The following is a 19,752-nucleotide window of genomic DNA, read 5'->3' as shown; positions in this document are numbered from 1 at the left end:
AATTATGGGTTATCGTACAAATGAATTAGGTTATCCAACAGATATTTTACAATCAAGAGCGATTGTTGAAAGAGGTAATTTTGCTTTAATTCCACCTCAAGGGTTAGTTAAAAATTTATTACCAAGTTTTGAAAAATGTGATATGACAATTTTAGCGACACCAAAACTAGGTGCAGAATTTGTTGATTACATGTGTCGTGTTCTACCAGGTGGTGGTAATAAAGTTGGATTTGGTGGTAATGGTATCCAAACGTTCCTATATGTTCTAGAGGGTGATTTAACTGTAAGTGATGGTGTGGACACGTTTGAGTTAACAACTGGTGGTTACATTTATGTACCAGAAGATAAACAGTTAACATTTGAGAATAAAACAAATACACCAACTGAAACATTTCTTTATAAAAAACGCTATCAAAAAGTAGAGGGACTGAAAGCTTATACAGTTGTTGGTAATTCAAAAGATGTTGAGAGCGTTGATTATGAAGATATGACAGACGTTGACTTTAAAACACTCCTACCAACTGATTTAGATTTTGACATGAACTTCCATATTTTAAGTTTTGAAACAGGTGGATCTCATGGGTATATTGAAACACATTATCAAGAGCATGGTGCTTTATTATTAAGTGGAGAAGGTATGTATAATCTTGATAATAACTGGATGCCAGTTAAAAAGGGTGATTACATTTTTATGGGCGCTTATAATTTACAAGCTTGTTATTCAATTGGAAGAGATGCCCCTTTAAGTTACCTATATTCTAAAGATTGTAATAGAGATGTTGAATTATAAACTAGGAGAGTGTTAATCATGAGTGAGGAATTAATCTATTTATCAGATGATGAACTTCGTGACTTAATGCAAGCTAAGCTTTTAAAAGCTGGCTTAATGGAAGATCATGCAAAAGAAGTTGCTCGTCATTTAGTCTATGCTGATTCAAGAGGGGTTCACTCTCATGGTTCAGTCCGTGTTGAATACTATGCAGAGCGTATTGCTAAAGGTGGGACAACGATAGATCCTGATTTTCATTTTGAAAAAACAGGAGCTAGTACAGGTGTTTTCCATGCAGATAATGCGATTGGTCATGTAGCAAGTCGCAAAGCACTAGATTATGCTATAGATATGGCAAAAGAAACCGGCGTTGGAATTGTTGGTGTGTCACAAATGGGACATAGTGGTATGTTGTCTTACTATGTTGATTTAGCAGCCCAAGAAGATTTGGTCGCTTTAGCAGTTTGCCAATCAGACCCAATGGCTGTACCTTTTGGTGGGACAGAACCATTTTTTGGTACAAACCCAATTGCTTTTAGTGCACCAACAAATGAAGATCGTCCGATTATTTTTGACATGGCAACAACTGTTCAAGCTTGGGGAAAAATATTAGATGCTAGAAGTAAAAATAATGATATCCCACCAACCTGGGCAGTAGATGAAAATGGGGAACCAACAACTGACCCTCATAAAGTACGTGGCTTACTTCCGATTTCTGGGCCTAAAGGTTATGGACTGATGATGATGGTAGATGTGTTATCTGGTTCATTACTAGGGTTACCTTTTGGAAAACATGTTAGTAGTATGTATGCTGATTTATCATCAGGTCGTAATTTAGGACAATTATTTATTTTGATTAATCCAAGCTATTTTACAGATTTAGATACGTTTAAAGAAAATCTTTCTCAAATGATTGAAGAATTACATGACAATAAACCAGCTACTGGTTTTGATCAAGTTTATTATCCTGGTGAACTATCTGAAATTCGTTATGCTAATCATTTAGAGACAGGTATTCCAATTCCAGAGGGGATTCACGACTATTTAACAAGTGAAGTCGTTCATTTTAATAAATACGATCAAGCAGATGCTTTTGCTGAAAAATAAAAAATTATTGGGGGTAAAATAATGCTTCAAACAATTATAAAAAATAATAGTTACCAAGATTCAGTTGTTTTAATGTTATTAACAAGTAAATTAAGTCAATTAGATGAGGTAGAACGTGTATCGATTATGATGGGAACACCATCAAATATTGATATTTTTAGAGCAAGTGGTTTTGATACAAAAGAGCTTGATGAAGCCTCTTCAAATGATATGGTCATCATGTTAGAAGTGAATTCAGCTGATGATAAAGATAAAGTACTGGCTATTATTGATGAGGAATTAATGTCAACCAATGATGGTGGTGGTGAAGTTGAAGAAACTATCAATTCATGGGATAAGGCAATGAAAAAAGATCCAGAAGCTAATGTTGCTTTGATTTCTGTTCCAGGAGAGTATGCTGCTTTAGAAATTGAGCAAGCGATTGATAATGGTTTACATGCTTTTGTCTTTAGCGATAACGTTGATATTTCAGAAGAAAAACGTTTAAAAGAAAAAGCCCATGAAAAAGGGTTGCTTGTTATGGGACCTGATTGTGGAACAGGTATTGTTCATGGTGTTCCTCTAGCTTTTACTAATAATGTCAGAAAAGGCCGTATTGGTGTGATTGGTGCTTCTGGCACAGGGATTCAAGAAGTAACGACGCTAATTCACCGTTATGGTCAAGGGGTAACAAATGCCATTGGAACAGGTGGTCGTGATTTGTCAACAGAAGTTGGAGCTATTTCTATGATTGATAGTATCGTAGCTTTAAATGATGACCCAGATACTGATGTGATTGTTGTGATATCTAAACCACCTGCAAAGGAAGTAGAGGAAAAAGTATTAGATGTTTTAAGAAAAGTAGATAAACCAGTTGTTACTCTATTTTTAGGCAGCAAACCAACAGAACATGAAGAAGGTCTGTATAAAGCATATACGCTAGAAGAAGCAGCTCAGCTAGCAACTAAATTAATTAATAATGAGTCAGTTGAATACACGCCAGCACCTGTTATAACTATCTTAAAAGGTACAGCTGGGACTGATATTAAAGGTTATTATTCAGGTGGAACACTTGCTTATGAATCAGCCTTTTTACTTGCTGATGGACTAGGTTTAGATAAGCTGGATTCTCCTGAAGGGTATACATTACTTGCTGGTGGACATGAGGTCATTGATTTAGGAGATGACATGTATACACAAGGTAAACCACATCCAATGATTGATCCAGAAATTAGAATAAATAAAATTAAAGACGTTATGAATCAGCCAGATACAGGCGTTGTTGTATTTGATGTCGTATTAGGTTATGGTGCCCATCCAGATATGGCAAACGCTTTAAAACCAGCCATTGTTGATGTGCAAGAAAAGTTAGCTAAAGAAGGACGTATCGTGAATTTTGTTGCTGTTTTAGTAGGAACAGATGAAGATCCTCAAGGTATGGCAGAACAACGCCAAATTTTGGAAGATATTGGTGTAACGGTTTGTGAGAATAATGTTCAAGCAATTCAAACAGCATTAAAACTTGTTGATCATGATTTAACATTTGATAAAAAAGAAGTATCAGGTAAAATTCAAAGCTCTTTAGTTGAATTACCTGTTCTCTCAGATGAATTGAAAACATTAATCGCAACAGAACCACGTATTATTAACGTAGGTTTACAAAGTTTCACACAATCTATCAAAGATAATCATGCTCAAGTAGTGCAATTTGATTGGAGACCATCAGCTGGTGGTAATGTTAAATTACAAAAAGTTTTATATTTCTTAAATCATTATGAATTTAAATAAGATCGAGGAGAAGAGAATATGACATTTAAAACAATTGATGACGCAAATCAAGCCGTAATAGATAAAGTAGTACAATCAGCCCCATTTTTATTAGATGTAGTACCAGCAAAAAGTGTGATTAAAGAATTAGAAGGTCATATGTTACTTCATGCTGGTCCTCCTATTGAGTGGGACGAGATGACTGATCCTATGCAAGGATCTTGTGTGGGAGCTGTCCTTTTTGAAGGTTGGGCAAAAAATGAAGAAGAGGCACGACATATGTTATCAACTGGAGACGTTAAATTTGCTCCTTGTCATGATTACAATGCAGTGGGGCCAATGGGTGGTATTACCTCTGGAAACATGCCTGTTTTAGTTGTAGAAAATAAAACAGATGGTAACTTTGCTTATTGTACGATGAATGAAGGTATTGGAGCAGTATTACGTTTTGGTGCTTATTCTAAAGAAGTTATTGATAGATTAACATGGATGAAAGACGTATTAGGACCTGTGTTAAGCAAGGCTCTTAAAACAATGGAAGATGGTTTAAATATTAACGTATTAGTCGCTAAAGCCATTGCAATGGGGGATGAGTTTCACCAACGTAATATCGCAGCTTCACTTGCATTTTATAAAGAAGTTGGTCCAATCATTACAACATTAGACATTGATGAAAACGAGAAAAAAGAGGTATCTCAATTTTTAGCAGATACTGATCAATTCTTCTTAAATATCATGATGGCGGCAACAAAAGCTGTTATGGATGGGGCTCGAATGATTCAAGAAGGTACAGTAGTAACTGCTATGTGCCGTAATGGTAAAGATTTTGGTATTCGTATTAGTGGTATGGGGGATGAGTGGTTTACAGGACCAGTTAACACACCTCAAGGTTTATATTTTGCTGGATACAGCGGGGAAGATGCGAACACTGATATTGGAGATTCTGCTATCACAGAAACATTTGGTGTTGGTGGAATGGCAATGATTGCAGCTCCTGCTGTGACACGTTTTGTTGGATCTGGAGGTTTTTATGATGCCTTAAACACATCAAATGAAATGAGTGAGATTTGTATTAGTCAAAATCCTAATTTTCCAGTACCAACATGGGACTTTAGAGGAATTTGTTTAGGTATTGATGCTAGACTTGTCGTTGAATCAGGAATTACTCCTGTCGTTAATACAGGGATTGCACATAAAAAAGCTGGTATTGGCCAAATTGGAGCAGGAACAGTTAATCCTCCTGTATCTTGTTTTGAAAAAGCAATTGAAGCCTATGCTAAAAAATTAGGTATGGCTGAATAATGTTAACAAAAATGGTGTGTGCTAAAACAGTAGGAGAACTAGTACCAAATATGTTAACTGGTAGTAAAGAAGTTAGTTTTCATAGTTTATTTAATACCAGTTTCAATATATTAGTTGGCAAAGAGCTATTACACGTTGGGTCTGAATCTAAACAAGTTACCCCCTTCGGTATTCAAGTCTCTCAAACAGACTTTGATTATTTAAAAAAAATGTATAACAAAGTGATATTAAGACTTCATGATGATCATTTGTTCATAGGACAAGTCCAGTTAAATTATTCTGAAGTATCTCATCAAAATACTTGTCAGATTCTACTTGAAGAAGATGAGGTACTATCTTCCAGACCTGTTTTCACACCATTTTTAGTACAAACAGGCTTAGATTTTCAATTATTGACCTGTACGGATTTGGATGTTTATTCCTTGATTGGTAGTGGGAGAGGTTTAACGCCATCTGGTGATGATTTTTTAGTAGGAATGTTGGCCATTCATCATTGTTATTCTATTTTATCCGTTGAGGAATTAAAGAAAATAGACCAGGCTATTTTAGAAAAAAGGACCACAGATGTGTCGCTTGCCTACTTACAAGCAGCTAGGAAAGGCTTTTTTACGTCAACAATCTGCTTACTATTATCAAATATTGATAATATCGTTTTATTGAAGATGTATTTAGCTGAGTTAGCACAGTTTGGTCACACTTCTGGTAGAGATACAATATCTGGTATTTATGAAGGTATAACACGGTATTTAAAAATAAAAGGAGTGGCATGAATGAAACAAAAAGTGGTTCTTGCGTTAGGTGGTAATGCTATTTTACAACCAGGGCAAAAGGGAGAGTATAGTATTCAAAAAGAAAATGTGGATATTAGTGCTAAAAGTATTGCAAAAGTAGCAGAAACAGGCTGTGATATTGTGATTGTTCATGGAAATGGACCTCAAGTTGGTCAAATTTTGCGACAAAATGAATTGGCAAAAGATGAAGTCCCAATTCAACCATTACCTGTATGTAGTGCTGAATCACAAGGTTTTATTGGTTATATGATGCAAGAGTCTTTAAAAAATGTGTTACCAAGTAAACAGGTAGCTACGATTTTAACGATGACAGAAGTTGATCCAAGTGATCCAGCATTTAAACATCCAACAAAACCAATTGGCTCATTTTACTCAGAAGATGAGAGTAAACAGTTAGCTCTTGAAAAAGGATGGGTAATGGGGGAAGATGCTGGTCGTGGGTATAGACGACTAGTTGCCTCACCAAACCCTAAAGGTATTGTTGAAGTAGAAACGATTAAACTATTGATGGACAATGGTGTGTTAGTTGTGTCAACAGGTGGTGGTGGTATTCCTGTGATTAAGAATACTCAAGGAGAATATGAAGGTGTTGCAGCCGTTATAGATAAAGACTCATCAGCACTTAAACTATCTAAGGAGATAGATGCAGATATTTTAATGATTTTAACAGATGTTCCTAATGTTTATATTAATTATGGTAAACCTAATCAAGAAAAATTAACTGATTTAACTGTTGAAAAAGCACAAAAATATTATGATGAAGGTCATTTTTCAGATGGTAGTATGGGCCCTAAAATGGCCGCTTGTATTGAATTTGCTAAATTAGGCAAGACTGCTATTATTTGTTCTCTAGATCAAGCAGCAGAAGCTGTTAATGGTGAAGCAGGTACACGTATCATAGGATAAGCATAGTGAGACATAGAAATTTAAATCATTTCTATGTCTTTTTGTGCTACATTAGTATGAGGGGCGTACTGAATGAAAAGTTTGCTAATTACGATTTGTGGCAATTCATCAAGTGGTAAAACGACACTAGCTAAAGGTATCCAAATTTAGTTAAATCCATGGTGAATTTTGGAAGGGGTCGTATTCCAATTATTGTTCTTGAAGGGATTTTTGGAAAAGAGATCTATGAAAATATGTTTGATGAATTACAGCAAGAGTTTAATAATCATACCTTGAATTATTATTATAATGTTCCTTTTGAAGAAACAGTGATTAGGCATGCAACTAGTCCTAAAGTAAATCAATTTGACACTACTCGTATGGCTTCTTGGTATCTTCAGGAAGATTATATGTCATGTTTATCAGAGACCGTTTTAACACAAAATCGATCAATAGATTGTGCCTTAAATAAAGTGTTAAATGATATAAAAAGCCTAGATATTTAACTCTATAAGTCATTTATCCAGGTTTTTAAGTCTTGATATACTTGAATAGCTTGTGAATCTTTTGGGTTTTTATCAAAATCATGAGATAAATCATGAACAGTTACAAAAGTTGAATGATTTGTTTGTTCGTATAGTGATTTTGAAATACTGATATCTACGTCTTGATCGGTGTCACTAGCAGCAATAAATAGCTTAGGTAAACTAGCTAGTGCATCCTCATCTAGACTATAGTCTTCTAATGTTAAGTTAGGGGCTAAAAGTTGTTTAACCCAAGTACCACGTTGCCTATATGATAAATAAATAGGAAAACGTTGTTCTATTGGTGCATTAGCTAAGATGTCTTTTTGAATAAAATTTTGCACTAGCATATCTGGCAATAATCCGTACTGATTGTAGTGCTGACTTGGCTGTTGTAAGGACATCTCTGATAAATCAAAATAACCATAAAATGAAACAACACCAATTGGCTTTGGAGTTAAGTATTTACTAGATAGTAGTACAGAAAGATATGCACCAGCAGACCTTCCAAATAAAAGATAAGGTTGATTTTCTTGATGAAGATAGTGCCTTGCAAATTCAATCCCACTGGTCAAAGTATTTAAAATAATGTCTAGTGTACTCTCTGGCAGCAAAGGATAATCCAGCATGACCACATCAGAGCCATTACTTGTTAATAATTCAATGTATTCTTTTGGTAAATCATGTCTAGAACCATAAATTAGTCCACCTCCGTGGATGTAATATATAGTTGGTTTCTTTTGTTGATTTGATTTGTTCCCTAAGTAAATAGATAACTCAATGGGTGTTTTTCCAATATGAGTATAAGTTAAGTGTTCAGGAGTCATGAGATTATCCCTTTCTTTAATTTTCAGATAGTTCTAGTGCTAAACGGAGTTTAAAGCTATGCTCTGGGGTATCAATTTCTAGTCCCAGTATTTCTTGAATGTTATCAATTCGGTATTTAACCGTATTACGGTGAATAAAAAGATCGTTAGCCGTTTTTGTGATTTCACATTGATTATCTAAAAAAGTTTTTAATGTTTTTCTAAGTTCTAAGTCCATGTCGGTTTGAGGAGAGTAAAGTGATTTCAAACAATCTTTTGCAAAATAGGTTGCCTCATCTTTTTGAATCGTATCAAGTAACCTTGCCATCCCTTTTGCTTTATACATGTAGACAATTTTTTGTTTAGTTTGTTCTAACATATCATGTTCAACAATTTTAGCTTCTGTTAAAGATTTACTAATTTCGTCTAAATGACTATAAGCTTGTCCGCAACTAAATTGAGTGAAAATAGGAAGTTTTTCATAAATAGTATCGTGGACATTTGTTAAAATTTTGGTTAGTGCAGTAGAACTAATAGGTTGTTGCAGTAAAATAATACAATGGTGTTGAGATTTGTCAGAAAATAGAACAGATTTTGGTAATATATTTGGTAGATTTGTATCGAGCCATTCATAGACAATCTGTTGTTTCTCTTCTAATATTTTATTGGAAATGACACTTGTATCATCTTGAATGATTGAAACAGAAATCATTTGATAGAATTTAGAAATTTCTAAATTAAAATTTGCTTCATAGGTAATCCACTGTTGTTCATCAAAATTGTTTTTTTCTTGTCGTTCAATAATTGTGGCAAGGTAATCACTTTTTCTATGCTTATCGACTTCATATAGTTTATCATTTTTAAGCAGAGTAAAACTAAGCACCATTTGCCCTTGTTCTATGGCAAATTCTGCTACAGGATAGCTCATTTTTTCTGGAGATAAAATAATTAAATAATAAGGATAGTATGTGTTACTTTTAATGGGATAAACATCAACTTCTGTTTGTTCATGTGATAGTGAGGTCACTAAAATATTGTGAGTTTTATTTTCAAATAGGTTTTCAAAACTAAACAATTCTTTCATCAAGTGCTCAGTAGACATATCTTTATTATCCCAATTATTAGATGTTGCAATGACTTCTTTTAAAGGATTCAATAATAAGATAGGTGTCTGGAGTACATCTCCAAATTCTTTTGTTATTTTATCCAAAGAAGCATCACTTAAGAGTAGAGAAGAAAATTTTCTTTGAATATCAAGGGCATAAGCAATTTCTTCTTCTTTAGATTCTCCGATGAAATGAGAAATTTCGGTTAAAATCCCACCTAAAGGCTTTGTAATAGGAATTTCAATAATAGGAAAGTTTTTACTTATAGCATAATCAATAATGTCACGGGGAATAATATCTAAAAATCTTCCAGTTTTGATACAAAGACCAGGGCATTGAATAGTCACTAAAGAGTCAATTAGTTGTATCATCTCTTTAGGTTTATCTTTATAATACATAGCTGTTGTTAGCAATAAAGTGCCACTAGATGTATAATTTGAAATATCAGGTGTTTCAGTGATTTCAACATTGATAACATCAATTTCTAAATCAACATTAGGAGTGATTAAAGTTAAATCATTAAATCTTGGTACACTAAGAATATCTTGTAATGTTTTCAAGTTTATTAAACTCCTTTCATTATTTATTATAAGCGTTTTATTTTGAAAGGAAAGTTAAAACCTATCATTTGTTTAAAATGATTAATAGTAGATTTTTTTTTGTGCAAGATGACAGATGATTAGCTGCTAATAGTGTTAGATAATTAAAGTAAACAAAGGAGAGGACGAAAATGATAGAACCATTAAACACACCAGTACGTACCATTATGACACCAGGACCAGTAGAGGCTTACCCTTCAGTTCTAAGAGCTATGTCTACACCGATACTTGGGCAGTTTGATCCAGCATTTGTCAGTATTATGGATGATGTTAAGGAAATGATTAGTCAAACCTTTCAAACAAAAAATGAACAGTCTTTTGTTGTTGACGGGACAAGTAGATCTGGTATTGAAGCTAGTTTAATTGCACTAATAGAACCGGGGGATAAAGTTTTAATTCCAGCTTATGGACGTTTTGCTTATTTGTTAGTTGAGATATGTGAACGTGCTCAGGCTGAAGTTATTTTACTTGAAAGAAAGTGGAATGGTGTTTTTTCAGAAGACGAAATTATAGAAGCAGTAAAAAAATACCAGCCTAAAGTTCTTGCAATGGTCCACGGAGAAACAGCAAATGCTCAAATGCAACCTTTAGCAAAAATTGGGCAGTTCTGTCAAACAACAGATACTATTTTTGTTGTGGATGTTGTTGCAACTTACGGTGGGACAGCTGTCTTAGTAGATGAGTGGGGTATTGATATTGCTATTGCTGGTACTCAAAAATGTTTAAGTGTTCCCTCAGGCTTATCTCTAGTGACTTACAATCAGCGTGTAGAAGAATTAATTACTAGTCGTTACCAAAAGGAATTAGGATTAGGAGATGATGTTAGAAATAATCATCCTATTAGCAGTAACTATCTTGATTTAAGTCAAATTCAACGCTATTGGAGTAAACAACGTATTAATCATCACACAGAAGCAACAAGTATGCTATATGCTCTTCATGAAGGATTAAGATTATTTTTAAATGAAGGATTAGACGTTAGGTTTGAGCGCCATGCTCTCAATCATTTGGCTATTACTTCTGGAATTGAGGCTATGGGCTTATCCATTTATGGTGATGTTGAAACAAAAATGCCAACAGTCATCCCAGTTGTCGTACCTGCCGGAGTAGATGCTGAAGAAGTTCGTCAGATGTTATTACAAGATTTTGGAGTGGAGATCGCCTCGTCTTTTGGTCCGCTTGCTGGTAAAATCTGGCGTATTGGTAACATGGGTTATAGTAGTCGTAAAGAAAATGTTCTACATGTATTAAGTGCTCTAGAAGCGACCCTAGTTTATTTTGATGTCCCAATTAATCAAGGTAGAGCTGTTCAAAAAGCATTAAGCATTTATGAGCAAGTGAAATAAACGAAAATAGGCTGGCTTTTGAAGTCAGCTTTTTATTATAGAACATTAGTTATAATATAAGTTGTTTTGAAATTTATTAAGCTTTTGCTATAATGATTTATGTGAATTCGCCAACAGAAAATTGTAATAGCTTAGGTTAGTTTAATTCTAGCTAAAAAGGCGAATCAATAAGGGGGGGTGAGAGCAGCAGTAATAAATATGGTTTGAGAACTTTTAGGGAAATAAAAGGATCAAATCAAGTTCAATAGTTTAGTTTGATAGCTATTAAATACATTACTGTTGTCAGTAATAACGTTTATTGAGGGATTTCTTTTTCACATAATGGTTAGTTATGTGCTAGCTATATTTGGCATACAAGGGATAACTCACCATTATGACACCATTACTGGGGAATTATATAGTAAGTAAGAACAGTCTTTATTCTGAGTTTAAGGGAACAAAGAACAAAGACGCATTTTTTACAGTATTAAATCAATATGTAGTTTACAACGGTGTAGGATATAAATCTAGGTAGTCAATGATGATTAACCTAATCATTGGTTTTATTATTATATAGACAATTTAAATGATATTGCTATTAAATTAGCAAGTTTAAGTGTCATGAATTAGAAATAGGGCAAATTATTGTCAAAGTCAGACTAGTACTATTAAGTTGCAACGTTTTAATAACTGGTTATTTGTTATATGCCGTATGACTAGACCATGTGATACATGTATCATTATATATTGCCGAATATTAAATAATGAATCAAGTTAAGAAGTCAGTCCTCTTGGATTGGCTTTTTTTAATACTTAAAAAAATATTAAGCACTAAGGTATTTAACTAAGAGGTTAGAAGATTGGTCGTTGACTAGAGTTTATAAATAAAAATAAATATCTCATTTGTTTGTTATGTTTTTAGTTTTTAGTAACCATCATTAAAAAATTCTCCAAGTGATACTTTTTTGTATCAAATTGTGATATAATATGCAAACTGTGAGTATTTTGAAAGAGGTTAAGAGATGAAAAAGTTAAAAGTTCAAGATTTAATTTTAATTGGTGTCTATGCTGCTATGTATTTTTTAATCGTATCAGTTGCAACGATGTTAGCTAGATTTACCATTCCGATATACAATAGTTTACTGATTCCAAGTGTATCAGCTTTAATTTCTGGTACACTTTATTTAATAGTTATTAATAAGGTGCCTAAATTTGGAGCCATTACTTTAGTTGGTGCGATTATGGCCATATTTTTCTTTGCCTTTGGTTATTTCCCTCTAGCTTTTTTACCTAGTATTTTATTTCCATTATTAGCTGATTTAATTCAGTACAAATCAAAATTTCCGCGTCAGTTAAAATCATATTTGAGTTATACTATTTTTAGTTTTGGATTAACTGGTCCTATTTTGCCTTTATGGTTTATGAAAGATGCTTATGTATCATCTTTATTAAAAAGAGGGAAAGATATGACTTATGTTCAAAGTGTTTTTGAACCTGTAACTAGTGTGAGTTTTATTGTTTCAATGCTTTTGGTTGTAGTAACTAGTTTGATTGGATTAAAAATTGGTTATAGCATTTATAATAAACACTTCTTACGTAAAAAGTGAGGGTAAAGGAGATTTTAATGACTCATCAGTATATATCATTTGATCCTAGAAGTAAGCTAGCAACGGTTATTTTTGCTAGTTTTTTATTAATATCTAGAGCTAGCCAGATAATTGAGCTAGCCTTTATGTTATTTATTTGTCTACTCCTTACTTTGAATGGTGCTGGGAGAAAAGGATTATTTTTAATTTCAACTTATGTATGTTTAATGTGGGTAACTTCCTTTTTTTTACAAAGTATTAAAGGGCCTATTTCGGCCTTTTTTTCTTTTATTTTAGTAGCTTATCTAATGCTACTTCCACCAGTTACAGCAGGCATATTTGCGACAGTCAACGTCTCGGTAGGCCAGTGGGTCTCTGCTATGAAAAAGTGGCATATTCCAAACTGGTTGATTATTCCTTTTGTAGTCGTTTGTCGTTTTTTCCCTGTTATTAAACAAGATTTTAAAGACATTAAGCAAGCTATGAAGTTAAGAGGTATTGGTTTGAGTGTGTGGGAGACATTTCTTCATCCTGTTCAAACCTTAGAATACATCATCGTTCCTTTGCTCATGGCTGTTGAAAAATCAGCTCAGGATCTATCAGCTTCAGCTCTTGTGAGAGGTTTGGGGAATGAAGGTGCGCATACAAGTATTTATGAAACTAAATTTAAAGTACAAGATTATATATTATTAGGCTGTTTATTTTGTTTTGTTATTTTTGAAGGAGCAATGTTATGATTGAATTAGAACATTTAAATCTAAACAAAGAAGGACACACTATTCTCTCAGATATTACTTTAGCGATTAAACAAGGTGAGTGTGTTATTTTAACAGGAGAAAGTGGTAGTGGGAAGACGTCTTTAATAAATAGCTTGAATGGGTTGATTCCTGAGCTGTATTCAGGAGACTTAACAGGAAAGTTATATGTTAATGGTGATAAGCTACCACCTATTGATTTTAATAACTATGTTAGAGAAATTGGCATGGTCTTTCAAAATCCAAAATCACAGTTTTTTACGACGACAGTCTTATCAGAGCTAGCTTTTTCTGTGGAAAATTACGGGGTAAGTCGGCAAGAAATATTAGAGAGAATTGATCAAATTGTAGCAGAATTTGATTTGTTTGATATATTGAATACAAAGATAAGTGATTTATCAGGAGGTCAAAAGCAGAAAGTGGCTTTTGCTTCAGCTTGTATGTTACCCCATCAGTTATTTTTATTTGATGAACCTTCAAGTAATTTAGATGAAGTAGGTATGGTTCAATTAAAAAAATTTATGAAGCAGCTAAAAAATAAAGGTTGTACGATGATTATTGCAGAACATAAATTACATTACTTAAGTGACGTGGCAGATTGGTATATTGTGTTACATGAAGGAAAAATTCGAGAAAAATTTTCAAAAGAAAGAGCACTTAATATCAGTGATAATAAGCGGAAATCTCTTGGGTTACGTTCTTTATCTACGGAAAAAGTTGAGATTAAGGAAGATAAAAGAACTATTCAAACAGGTATAAATACGACAGAATTAAGTTTTAAGTACAAAAAGAAGAACGTTTTGCATTTTGAATCCATGTTTTTTTCTTCTGAAAGTATAGTCGGGTTGATTGGTAAAAATGGTGTCGGAAAAACCACACTAGTTAAGATGTTAACAGGATTATTAAAACCTTCTTCAGGAAGTATTTTATATAACGGAGAATTAATACAGGAGAAAGAAAGACTGACTAAGAGCTATCTTGTTATGCAAGATGTTAATTTACAACTTTTTTTTGAAACAGTTGAAAAAGAAATTATTACAAAAGCAACTCGCCTTGATTTGTTTTCAGAGGTGGTTTCTCAATTAAATTTAATACATTTATTAGATAGGCATCCACAAACACTCTCAGGTGGAGAAAAACAACGCGTTGTCATTGCTAGTGCGATATTATCGGGTAAAAAATGGTTATTTCTAGACGAACCAACGAGTGGACTGGACTATAAAAATATGTTAGAAGTTAGTAATATGTTAAAATGGATACAAACAAATAATTTAACAATCATAGTCATTAGTCACGATCAAGAATTTTTAAATCTGACGTGTGATATGATTTATAAACTTTAACTTTAGGAGAATGTTAACATGTTGATGGGGGTTTTAGGATGAATTTATTGATGGTATTTTTAATTGGTTTAGTTATTGTTTTGATTTTTTTCTTATATTGGAATTATTTTAGGCCGACAAGTCTATGGACAGGTTTTTTCTTTTTAGTAGCACTTGCTGTGATATATCTTGGGCTAGTTGCCCTACTTTATCAGTACCATCCTAATTTAATGCTAGTTGTTGTCATACCCGTTATATTTATTATATTGGTACTAAGTATATTTGGTGTTACTGCTAGTGTTATTGGTCTTTTTTGGAATGAAAAAGTACTAATCAGTAGGGAAGGTAAGTCATTTAGTAACCTATTACCATTTTTACTAGGAGTAAGTGTTCTATTAGTTGAAATCATAACATTTATTTTATCGAGATTTCCGAAAAATCCCTATTTGTCACAATTGACTATGTTTATCTCATTTTGTTTTTTTTATGTTTTTGGGGTATTTTTACTATATACGGTAACATCCTTCCTATTCAATCACTTTCCAATTAAAAGAGAGGTTGATTACATCATTATTTTAGGTGCTGGGCTTATGGGTGGTGAGAAAGTAACGCCTTTACTAGCAGGTCGGGTGGATAGAGGTATTGCTTTATATAATAAACAAGTGGAGCAATTAAATCATCATCCTGTAATCGTTTTGTCAGGCGGACAAGGTAAAGATGAGAAAATATCTGAAGCAAAAGCAATGGAGAATTATATAAAAGATAAAGGTTATAAAGTAGAGACACTGTATTTGGAAGAAAAGTCAAAAAACACTGATGAAAATATTAAATTTTCAGAACACGTTATTGCTCAACGAGATAGTATTACTGATTTTAGGCAAAAAGAAATCATTTTAGCAACAAGTAACTATCATTTATTAAGAGCTGGAAAATTAGCCTTTCATCAGGGGATACCTGTTAGAGGTGTTGGATCAAAGACAAGACTTTATTACCTACCTACTGCTTTTATTAGGGAGTATATTGGTTATTTAGTTTTAACTAGAAAAAAACATTATGTTATTTTAGGAGCCATTACAATCATTTTTATTGCACAACTTCTTTTTACAGTACTCACATAATTATTAAGCTAGACAACAAAGAGGATGATTCAAAAAATCATCCTCTTTGTTTATTTAAGAGCTATTTTTATGAAATAGATAGGTCAGAGCTATTAGGTGAAAAGGCTTATTATTAGGTAATTTTTGTTTCATACAGTAAAATGGATATATAATAGATTAGGGGGATTTTTAATGAAAAAACAAGATACTACTTATACATTAGCAAATGGAAAAACGATTCCAAAAGTTGGTTTTGGTACATGGCAAACATCTGAGGAAGAAGCAGAAGAGGTAGTGAAGACTGCTATTCAAGCAGGCTATAGACATATTGATACAGCAAGTATTTATCATAATGAGGAAGGCGTTGGACTTGGTATTAAAAATAGTGGTGTCCCACGTGAAGAATTATTTATCACAACTAAATTGTGGAACACTGATAGAAGCTATATGGAAACAAAACGTGCTTTAGAGAATTCACTATCTAGGCTAGGTCTTGATTATGTCGATTTATACTTAATTCATTGGCCAAACCCTGCTGAACATAGAGATTCTTGGAAGGAATTGAATGCTGAATCATGGAAAGCTATGGAAGAAGCTATGGAAGAAGGTAAAATTAGAAGTATTGGTGTTTCTAACTTTATGCCTCATCACATTAAAGAATTAGAAAAAACAGCAAAAGTTATGCCTGTTGTCAATCAAATTTATTTAAATCCAAGTGATCAGCAAAAAGATGTCGTAGCATATTGCAAAGAAAAAAATATTTTAGTAGAAGCCTATAGTCCATTTGGAACAGGAGATATTTTTAAAGTTGGTGAGTTAGAAGGGATTGCTAACTATCATAAAAAAACAGTGGCTCAAATTGTCTTAAGATGGGCGATTCAAAAAGATCTTCTACCTTTACCAAAATCGGTAACACCATCAAGAATTAAAGAAAATATTGAGGTGTTTGATTTTGAATTAACAGAAAAAGATATGATGTTAATTGATCAATTACAAGGAAAAGCAGGCCACTCTAGAAACCCAGATGAAGTTGATTTCTAATAAAAATGATAGCCAGAAAAGAAGAAGACTAGCTACAACAGTCTTCTTCTTTTTTTCCTCTTAAATGATAATATTGGTAGATATATAAAGGATGCAATTAATACAGGGCTTGAAAATACCATGTTTTTACTATAAGATATTTTCAAGAAGCTTTTGATTTGGAGGGGATTTATTGAATAATATATTGAAAATTATGTCCAATCGTATTGTATTAATTGTTTTATTGATTGTGATACAGTTAGGGTTGTTATTTGGAGTTATTATTCGTTTCAATGATTATTTTGTTTATTTTTATTCAGTTTATTTAGTAGTATCAATGGCAGTCATTATAAAAATTGTAAATAATCGAAGTAATCCCGCTTATAAAATTGCCTGGATTATCCCCATTATGTTAATTCCAATTTTTGGAACGGTGATTTATTTAGTATTTGGGAATACTGGTTATAGTAAAAAAGAACAAATACGCATGTCAGCAGTTCAGGAAAGAGAAAAAGAAGCAAATCTTTTAACAAGTAATGCAAGTGAGATTATAGATGGTAATCTAGATGCTAAGGTTCAATCTACTTACTTAACGAGCTACGGAGAAGCAGCATTATTTGGACATACAACAAGTGAGTATTATGGTACTGGAGAAGAGTCTTTAAAAGGCATGCTAGATGCATTAGAAGCAGCTGAGCATTATATCTTTATGGAGTATTTTATTGTAGAAGAAGGTAAAATGTGGGATTCCATTTTGGAAGTTCTAGTTAGAAAAGCTGAGGAAGGATTAGATGTTAGATTTGTTTATGATGATTTTGGTTGCTTGCTGACTCTGCCACATCGCTACAATAAAAAATTAGAAGAATTAGGAATCAAGTGTTCTGTCTTTAATCCTTTCATTCCAGTTCTCTCACCTGTTTTTAACAACCGGAATCATCGTAAAATTACTGTGATTGATGGTAAAGTGGTATTTACTGGTGGGATTAACTTGGCTGATGAGTATATCAACAAAGTTGAGCGATTTGGTTATTGGAAGGATAATTCTATAAAAATTGAAGGAGAAGCTGCTTGGGGTTTTACCTTATTGTTCCTATCAATGTGGGATTTTATCAATAATACTCAAACAGACGTGAACCCTTTTATGCCAAATTATAAACCTGGGGAATTACCTGAAACAGATGGCTATTACCAACCTTACGTGGATTCACCTTTTGATGATGAGACAGTCGGGATGAATGTCTACTTAAACATGATTAACAAGGCCAAAGAATACGTATACTTTACAACACCTTATTTAGTGATTGATAATTTGTTAATGGAAGCTCTGTGTAGTGCTGCAAAAGGTGGGGTTGATGTGCGAATTATCACTCCACATATTCCTGATAAATGGTATGTCCATGCTGTAACTAAATCAAATTATGTTAGATTGATTGAAGCAGGTGTTAGAATATATGAATACACTCCTGGTTTTATTCATTCAAAGACTTGTGTCGTAGATGATTTATACGCTACAGTTGGAACGGTAAATTTAGATTTTAGAAGTCTATTTCTACATTTTGAATGTGGTGTATGGATGTATAAGGGAAGTGGGGTTAAGAGTGTCTATGATGATCACATGGCAACAGAGGGTGTTAGCCAGTTGATTACTTTGGAAGAAGCTACAAATATCTTTTGGTTTACTAAAATTGGTCGAGCCTGTTTAGCAGTATTTTCACCCTTAATGTAATCAACCCTCACCAGGTATGATTCAAAAAGCTACAAAACATAAAAGGCTGACTTTTTGGTCAGCCTTTTATACTTTGTATAAATAAGGGGTAGTTAAAATTAAGAAAGAAGAGTGATATAAATGAAACAAGCCGTATATTTAGATTATGCAGCGACAACACCTATGAACAAAGCTGTTATTGAAGAGATGAATCGTATCATGCTTGATTACTTTGGAAATCCTTCAAGTATTCATCAATTTGGAAGAAAGTCTCATTTTGAACTGGAGGAGGCAAGGAGTGTTATCGCTAATTCTATCAATGCTAAAAGTGATGAGATTATTTTTCACAGTGGTGGAACTGAAGGCGATAATACCATTTTATTAGGGGTTGCTAGGGCATTAAAGGAAAAGGGACAACACATTATTACAACTAATGTTGAGCATAGTGCTGTTTTAAAACCTCTGGCTATTTTGGAAAAAGAAGGTTTTGAAATCACGTATTTACCAGTTGATGAATCAGGAGGAATTACTCTTGAGCAGGTTGAATCGGTAGTGAGAGAGGATACTATTTTAGTTTCAGTTATGTATGGTAATAACGAAGTAGGTTCCATTAATCCTATTGCAGATATTGGTGAGTATTTAGCAGATAAACAAGCTTTATTCCATACAGATGCTGTTCAGGCTTTTGGGACAGAAGTCATTGATGTTAGGAAATTAAATGTTGACTATTTAACTGTTTCTGCTCATAAAATATATGGACCTAAAGGAGTAGGGTTTAGTTATTTAAGCTCAAATGTATTAGCTCCTATTTTGATTGTTGGTGGTGATCAAGAGGAGAAAAAACGTGGTGGTACAGAGAACTTAGCTGGTATTTGCGGTTTAGCAAAAGCAGTTGATTTATTAAAACCAGAAGAAAAAGAGCAAGCAAAAGCAGATTATAAAATTTATCAAGATATTATTTTGAGAGAATTAGAAGATGCTGGTATTGATCATCAGGTCAATGGTGGTTTGGAGTATAAGTTAGCACATATTTTAAATCTTTGGATTAAGGGGATTGATAATCAAATTTTGTTATCAAGACTTGATATGTCAGGATTTGCTGTATCAACAGGTTCAGCTTGTAGTTCAGGTACTGTTAGAGCATCTCGGGTTTTACAAGCCATGTACGGAGAAGACTCTCTTGCACCAGCTCAGTCGATTAGAATTAGTTTTGGTCAAGGCTTAACTTGTGATACAATTCAAACATTTGCCTCAAATCTAGTTGAACAGATTTTAGCTATAGGAAATAAATAGCCTTTTTGATGATT

The 19,752-nt window shown here is 33.3% G+C and carries 17 protein-coding genes; 15 read left to right on the top strand and 2 right to left on the bottom strand.

Annotation, left to right across the window (positions count from 1 at the left end):
* Positions 1 to 4 precede the first annotated feature (4 nt).
* The 7 genes from allE (at position 5) to VSF34_RS06175 (ending at position 7,106) form a co-directional block, all read left to right on the top strand.
* Positions 5 to 790: a (S)-ureidoglycine aminohydrolase gene (gene allE, locus VSF34_RS06205; RefSeq protein ID WP_326716489.1), complete on the top strand. Its 786-nt coding sequence runs from the start codon at positions 5 to 7 to the stop codon at positions 788 to 790.
* A gap of 18 nt (positions 791 to 808) precedes the next feature.
* Positions 809 to 1,876 (top strand): ureidoglycolate dehydrogenase, encoded by a 1,068-nt coding sequence (gene allD / locus VSF34_RS06200; protein ID WP_326716488.1) that lies wholly within the window; start codon positions 809 to 811, stop codon positions 1,874 to 1,876.
* A 21-nt stretch (positions 1,877 to 1,897) separates the two neighbouring features.
* Positions 1,898 to 3,643 (top strand): acyl-CoA synthetase FdrA, encoded by a 1,746-nt coding sequence (gene fdrA / locus VSF34_RS06195; RefSeq protein WP_326716487.1) that lies wholly within the window; start codon positions 1,898 to 1,900, stop codon positions 3,641 to 3,643.
* 18 nt (positions 3,644 to 3,661) lie between these two features.
* On the top strand, positions 3,662 to 4,924 hold the full coding sequence (locus tag VSF34_RS06190; RefSeq protein ID WP_326716486.1) for a YlbE family protein: 1,263 nt from the start codon (positions 3,662 to 3,664) through the stop codon (positions 4,922 to 4,924).
* Positions 4,924 to 5,694: an oxamate carbamoyltransferase subunit AllH family protein gene (locus VSF34_RS06185; RefSeq protein WP_326716485.1), complete on the top strand. Its 771-nt coding sequence runs from the start codon at positions 4,924 to 4,926 to the stop codon at positions 5,692 to 5,694. Before VSF34_RS06190 ends, VSF34_RS06185 begins: the two co-directional genes overlap by 1 nt.
* Positions 5,695 to 6,621 carry a carbamate kinase gene (arcC, locus tag VSF34_RS06180; protein ID WP_326716484.1) on the top strand — a complete coding sequence of 309 codons (927 nt, stop codon included), beginning with the start codon at positions 5,695 to 5,697 and terminating at the stop codon, positions 6,619 to 6,621.
* A 158-nt stretch (positions 6,622 to 6,779) separates the two neighbouring features.
* A complete protein-coding gene (locus VSF34_RS06175) occupies positions 6,780 to 7,106 on the top strand; it encodes a P-loop NTPase family protein (RefSeq protein WP_326716483.1) in 327 nt (108 codons plus the stop codon).
* Between the two features lie 2 nt (positions 7,107 to 7,108).
* Here the strand turns inward: VSF34_RS06175 and VSF34_RS06170 are convergent, their stop codons facing one another.
* Both VSF34_RS06170 and VSF34_RS06165 read right to left on the bottom strand, forming a co-directional pair.
* Positions 7,109 to 7,951: an alpha/beta hydrolase fold domain-containing protein gene (locus VSF34_RS06170; protein WP_326716482.1), complete on the bottom strand. Its 843-nt coding sequence runs from the start codon at positions 7,949 to 7,951 to the stop codon at positions 7,109 to 7,111.
* 16 nt (positions 7,952 to 7,967) lie between these two features.
* Positions 7,968 to 9,596, bottom strand: coding sequence for a PucR family transcriptional regulator (locus tag VSF34_RS06165; protein WP_326716481.1), 1,629 nt, complete (start codon positions 9,594 to 9,596; stop codon positions 7,968 to 7,970).
* Between the two features lie 170 nt (positions 9,597 to 9,766).
* Here VSF34_RS06165 and VSF34_RS06160 point away from each other — a divergent pair, with 170 nt between their 5' ends.
* From VSF34_RS06160 to VSF34_RS06125, 8 genes are all read left to right on the top strand, one after another.
* Complete coding sequence (locus VSF34_RS06160; protein WP_326716480.1) at positions 9,767 to 10,981, top strand: pyridoxal-phosphate-dependent aminotransferase family protein; 1,215 nt, start codon at positions 9,767 to 9,769, stop codon at positions 10,979 to 10,981.
* A 1,001-nt stretch (positions 10,982 to 11,982) separates the two neighbouring features.
* Positions 11,983 to 12,567: an MptD family putative ECF transporter S component gene (locus tag VSF34_RS06155; RefSeq protein ID WP_326716479.1), complete on the top strand. Its 585-nt coding sequence runs from the start codon at positions 11,983 to 11,985 to the stop codon at positions 12,565 to 12,567.
* 17 nt (positions 12,568 to 12,584) lie between these two features.
* On the top strand, positions 12,585 to 13,283 hold the full coding sequence (locus tag VSF34_RS06150) for an energy-coupling factor transporter transmembrane component T (RefSeq protein WP_326716478.1): 699 nt from the start codon (positions 12,585 to 12,587) through the stop codon (positions 13,281 to 13,283).
* A complete protein-coding gene (locus tag VSF34_RS06145) occupies positions 13,280 to 14,644 on the top strand; it encodes an ABC transporter ATP-binding protein (protein WP_326716477.1) in 1,365 nt (454 codons plus the stop codon). The genes VSF34_RS06150 and VSF34_RS06145 overlap by 4 nt, the downstream gene beginning before the upstream one ends.
* 38 nt (positions 14,645 to 14,682) lie before the next feature.
* On the top strand, positions 14,683 to 15,741 hold the full coding sequence (locus tag VSF34_RS06140; protein WP_326716476.1) for a YdcF family protein: 1,059 nt from the start codon (positions 14,683 to 14,685) through the stop codon (positions 15,739 to 15,741).
* 171 nt (positions 15,742 to 15,912) lie between these two features.
* On the top strand, positions 15,913 to 16,761 hold the full coding sequence (locus tag VSF34_RS06135) for an aldo/keto reductase (protein WP_326716475.1): 849 nt from the start codon (positions 15,913 to 15,915) through the stop codon (positions 16,759 to 16,761).
* 172 nt (positions 16,762 to 16,933) lie between these two features.
* Positions 16,934 to 18,466 carry a cardiolipin synthase gene (gene cls, locus VSF34_RS06130; protein ID WP_326716474.1) on the top strand — a complete coding sequence of 511 codons (1,533 nt, stop codon included), beginning with the start codon at positions 16,934 to 16,936 and terminating at the stop codon, positions 18,464 to 18,466.
* 120 nt (positions 18,467 to 18,586) lie between these two features.
* Positions 18,587 to 19,738, top strand: coding sequence for a cysteine desulfurase family protein (locus tag VSF34_RS06125; RefSeq protein ID WP_326716473.1), 1,152 nt, complete (start codon positions 18,587 to 18,589; stop codon positions 19,736 to 19,738).
* Positions 19,739 to 19,752: the final 14 nt, after the last annotated feature.

The organism is Vagococcus jeotgali, from assembly GCF_035918315.1.
GTDB classification, from domain to species: Bacteria; Bacillota; Bacilli; order Lactobacillales; family Vagococcaceae; genus Vagococcus; species Vagococcus jeotgali.
This window is presented reverse-complemented; position numbering and strand designations above follow the sequence as displayed.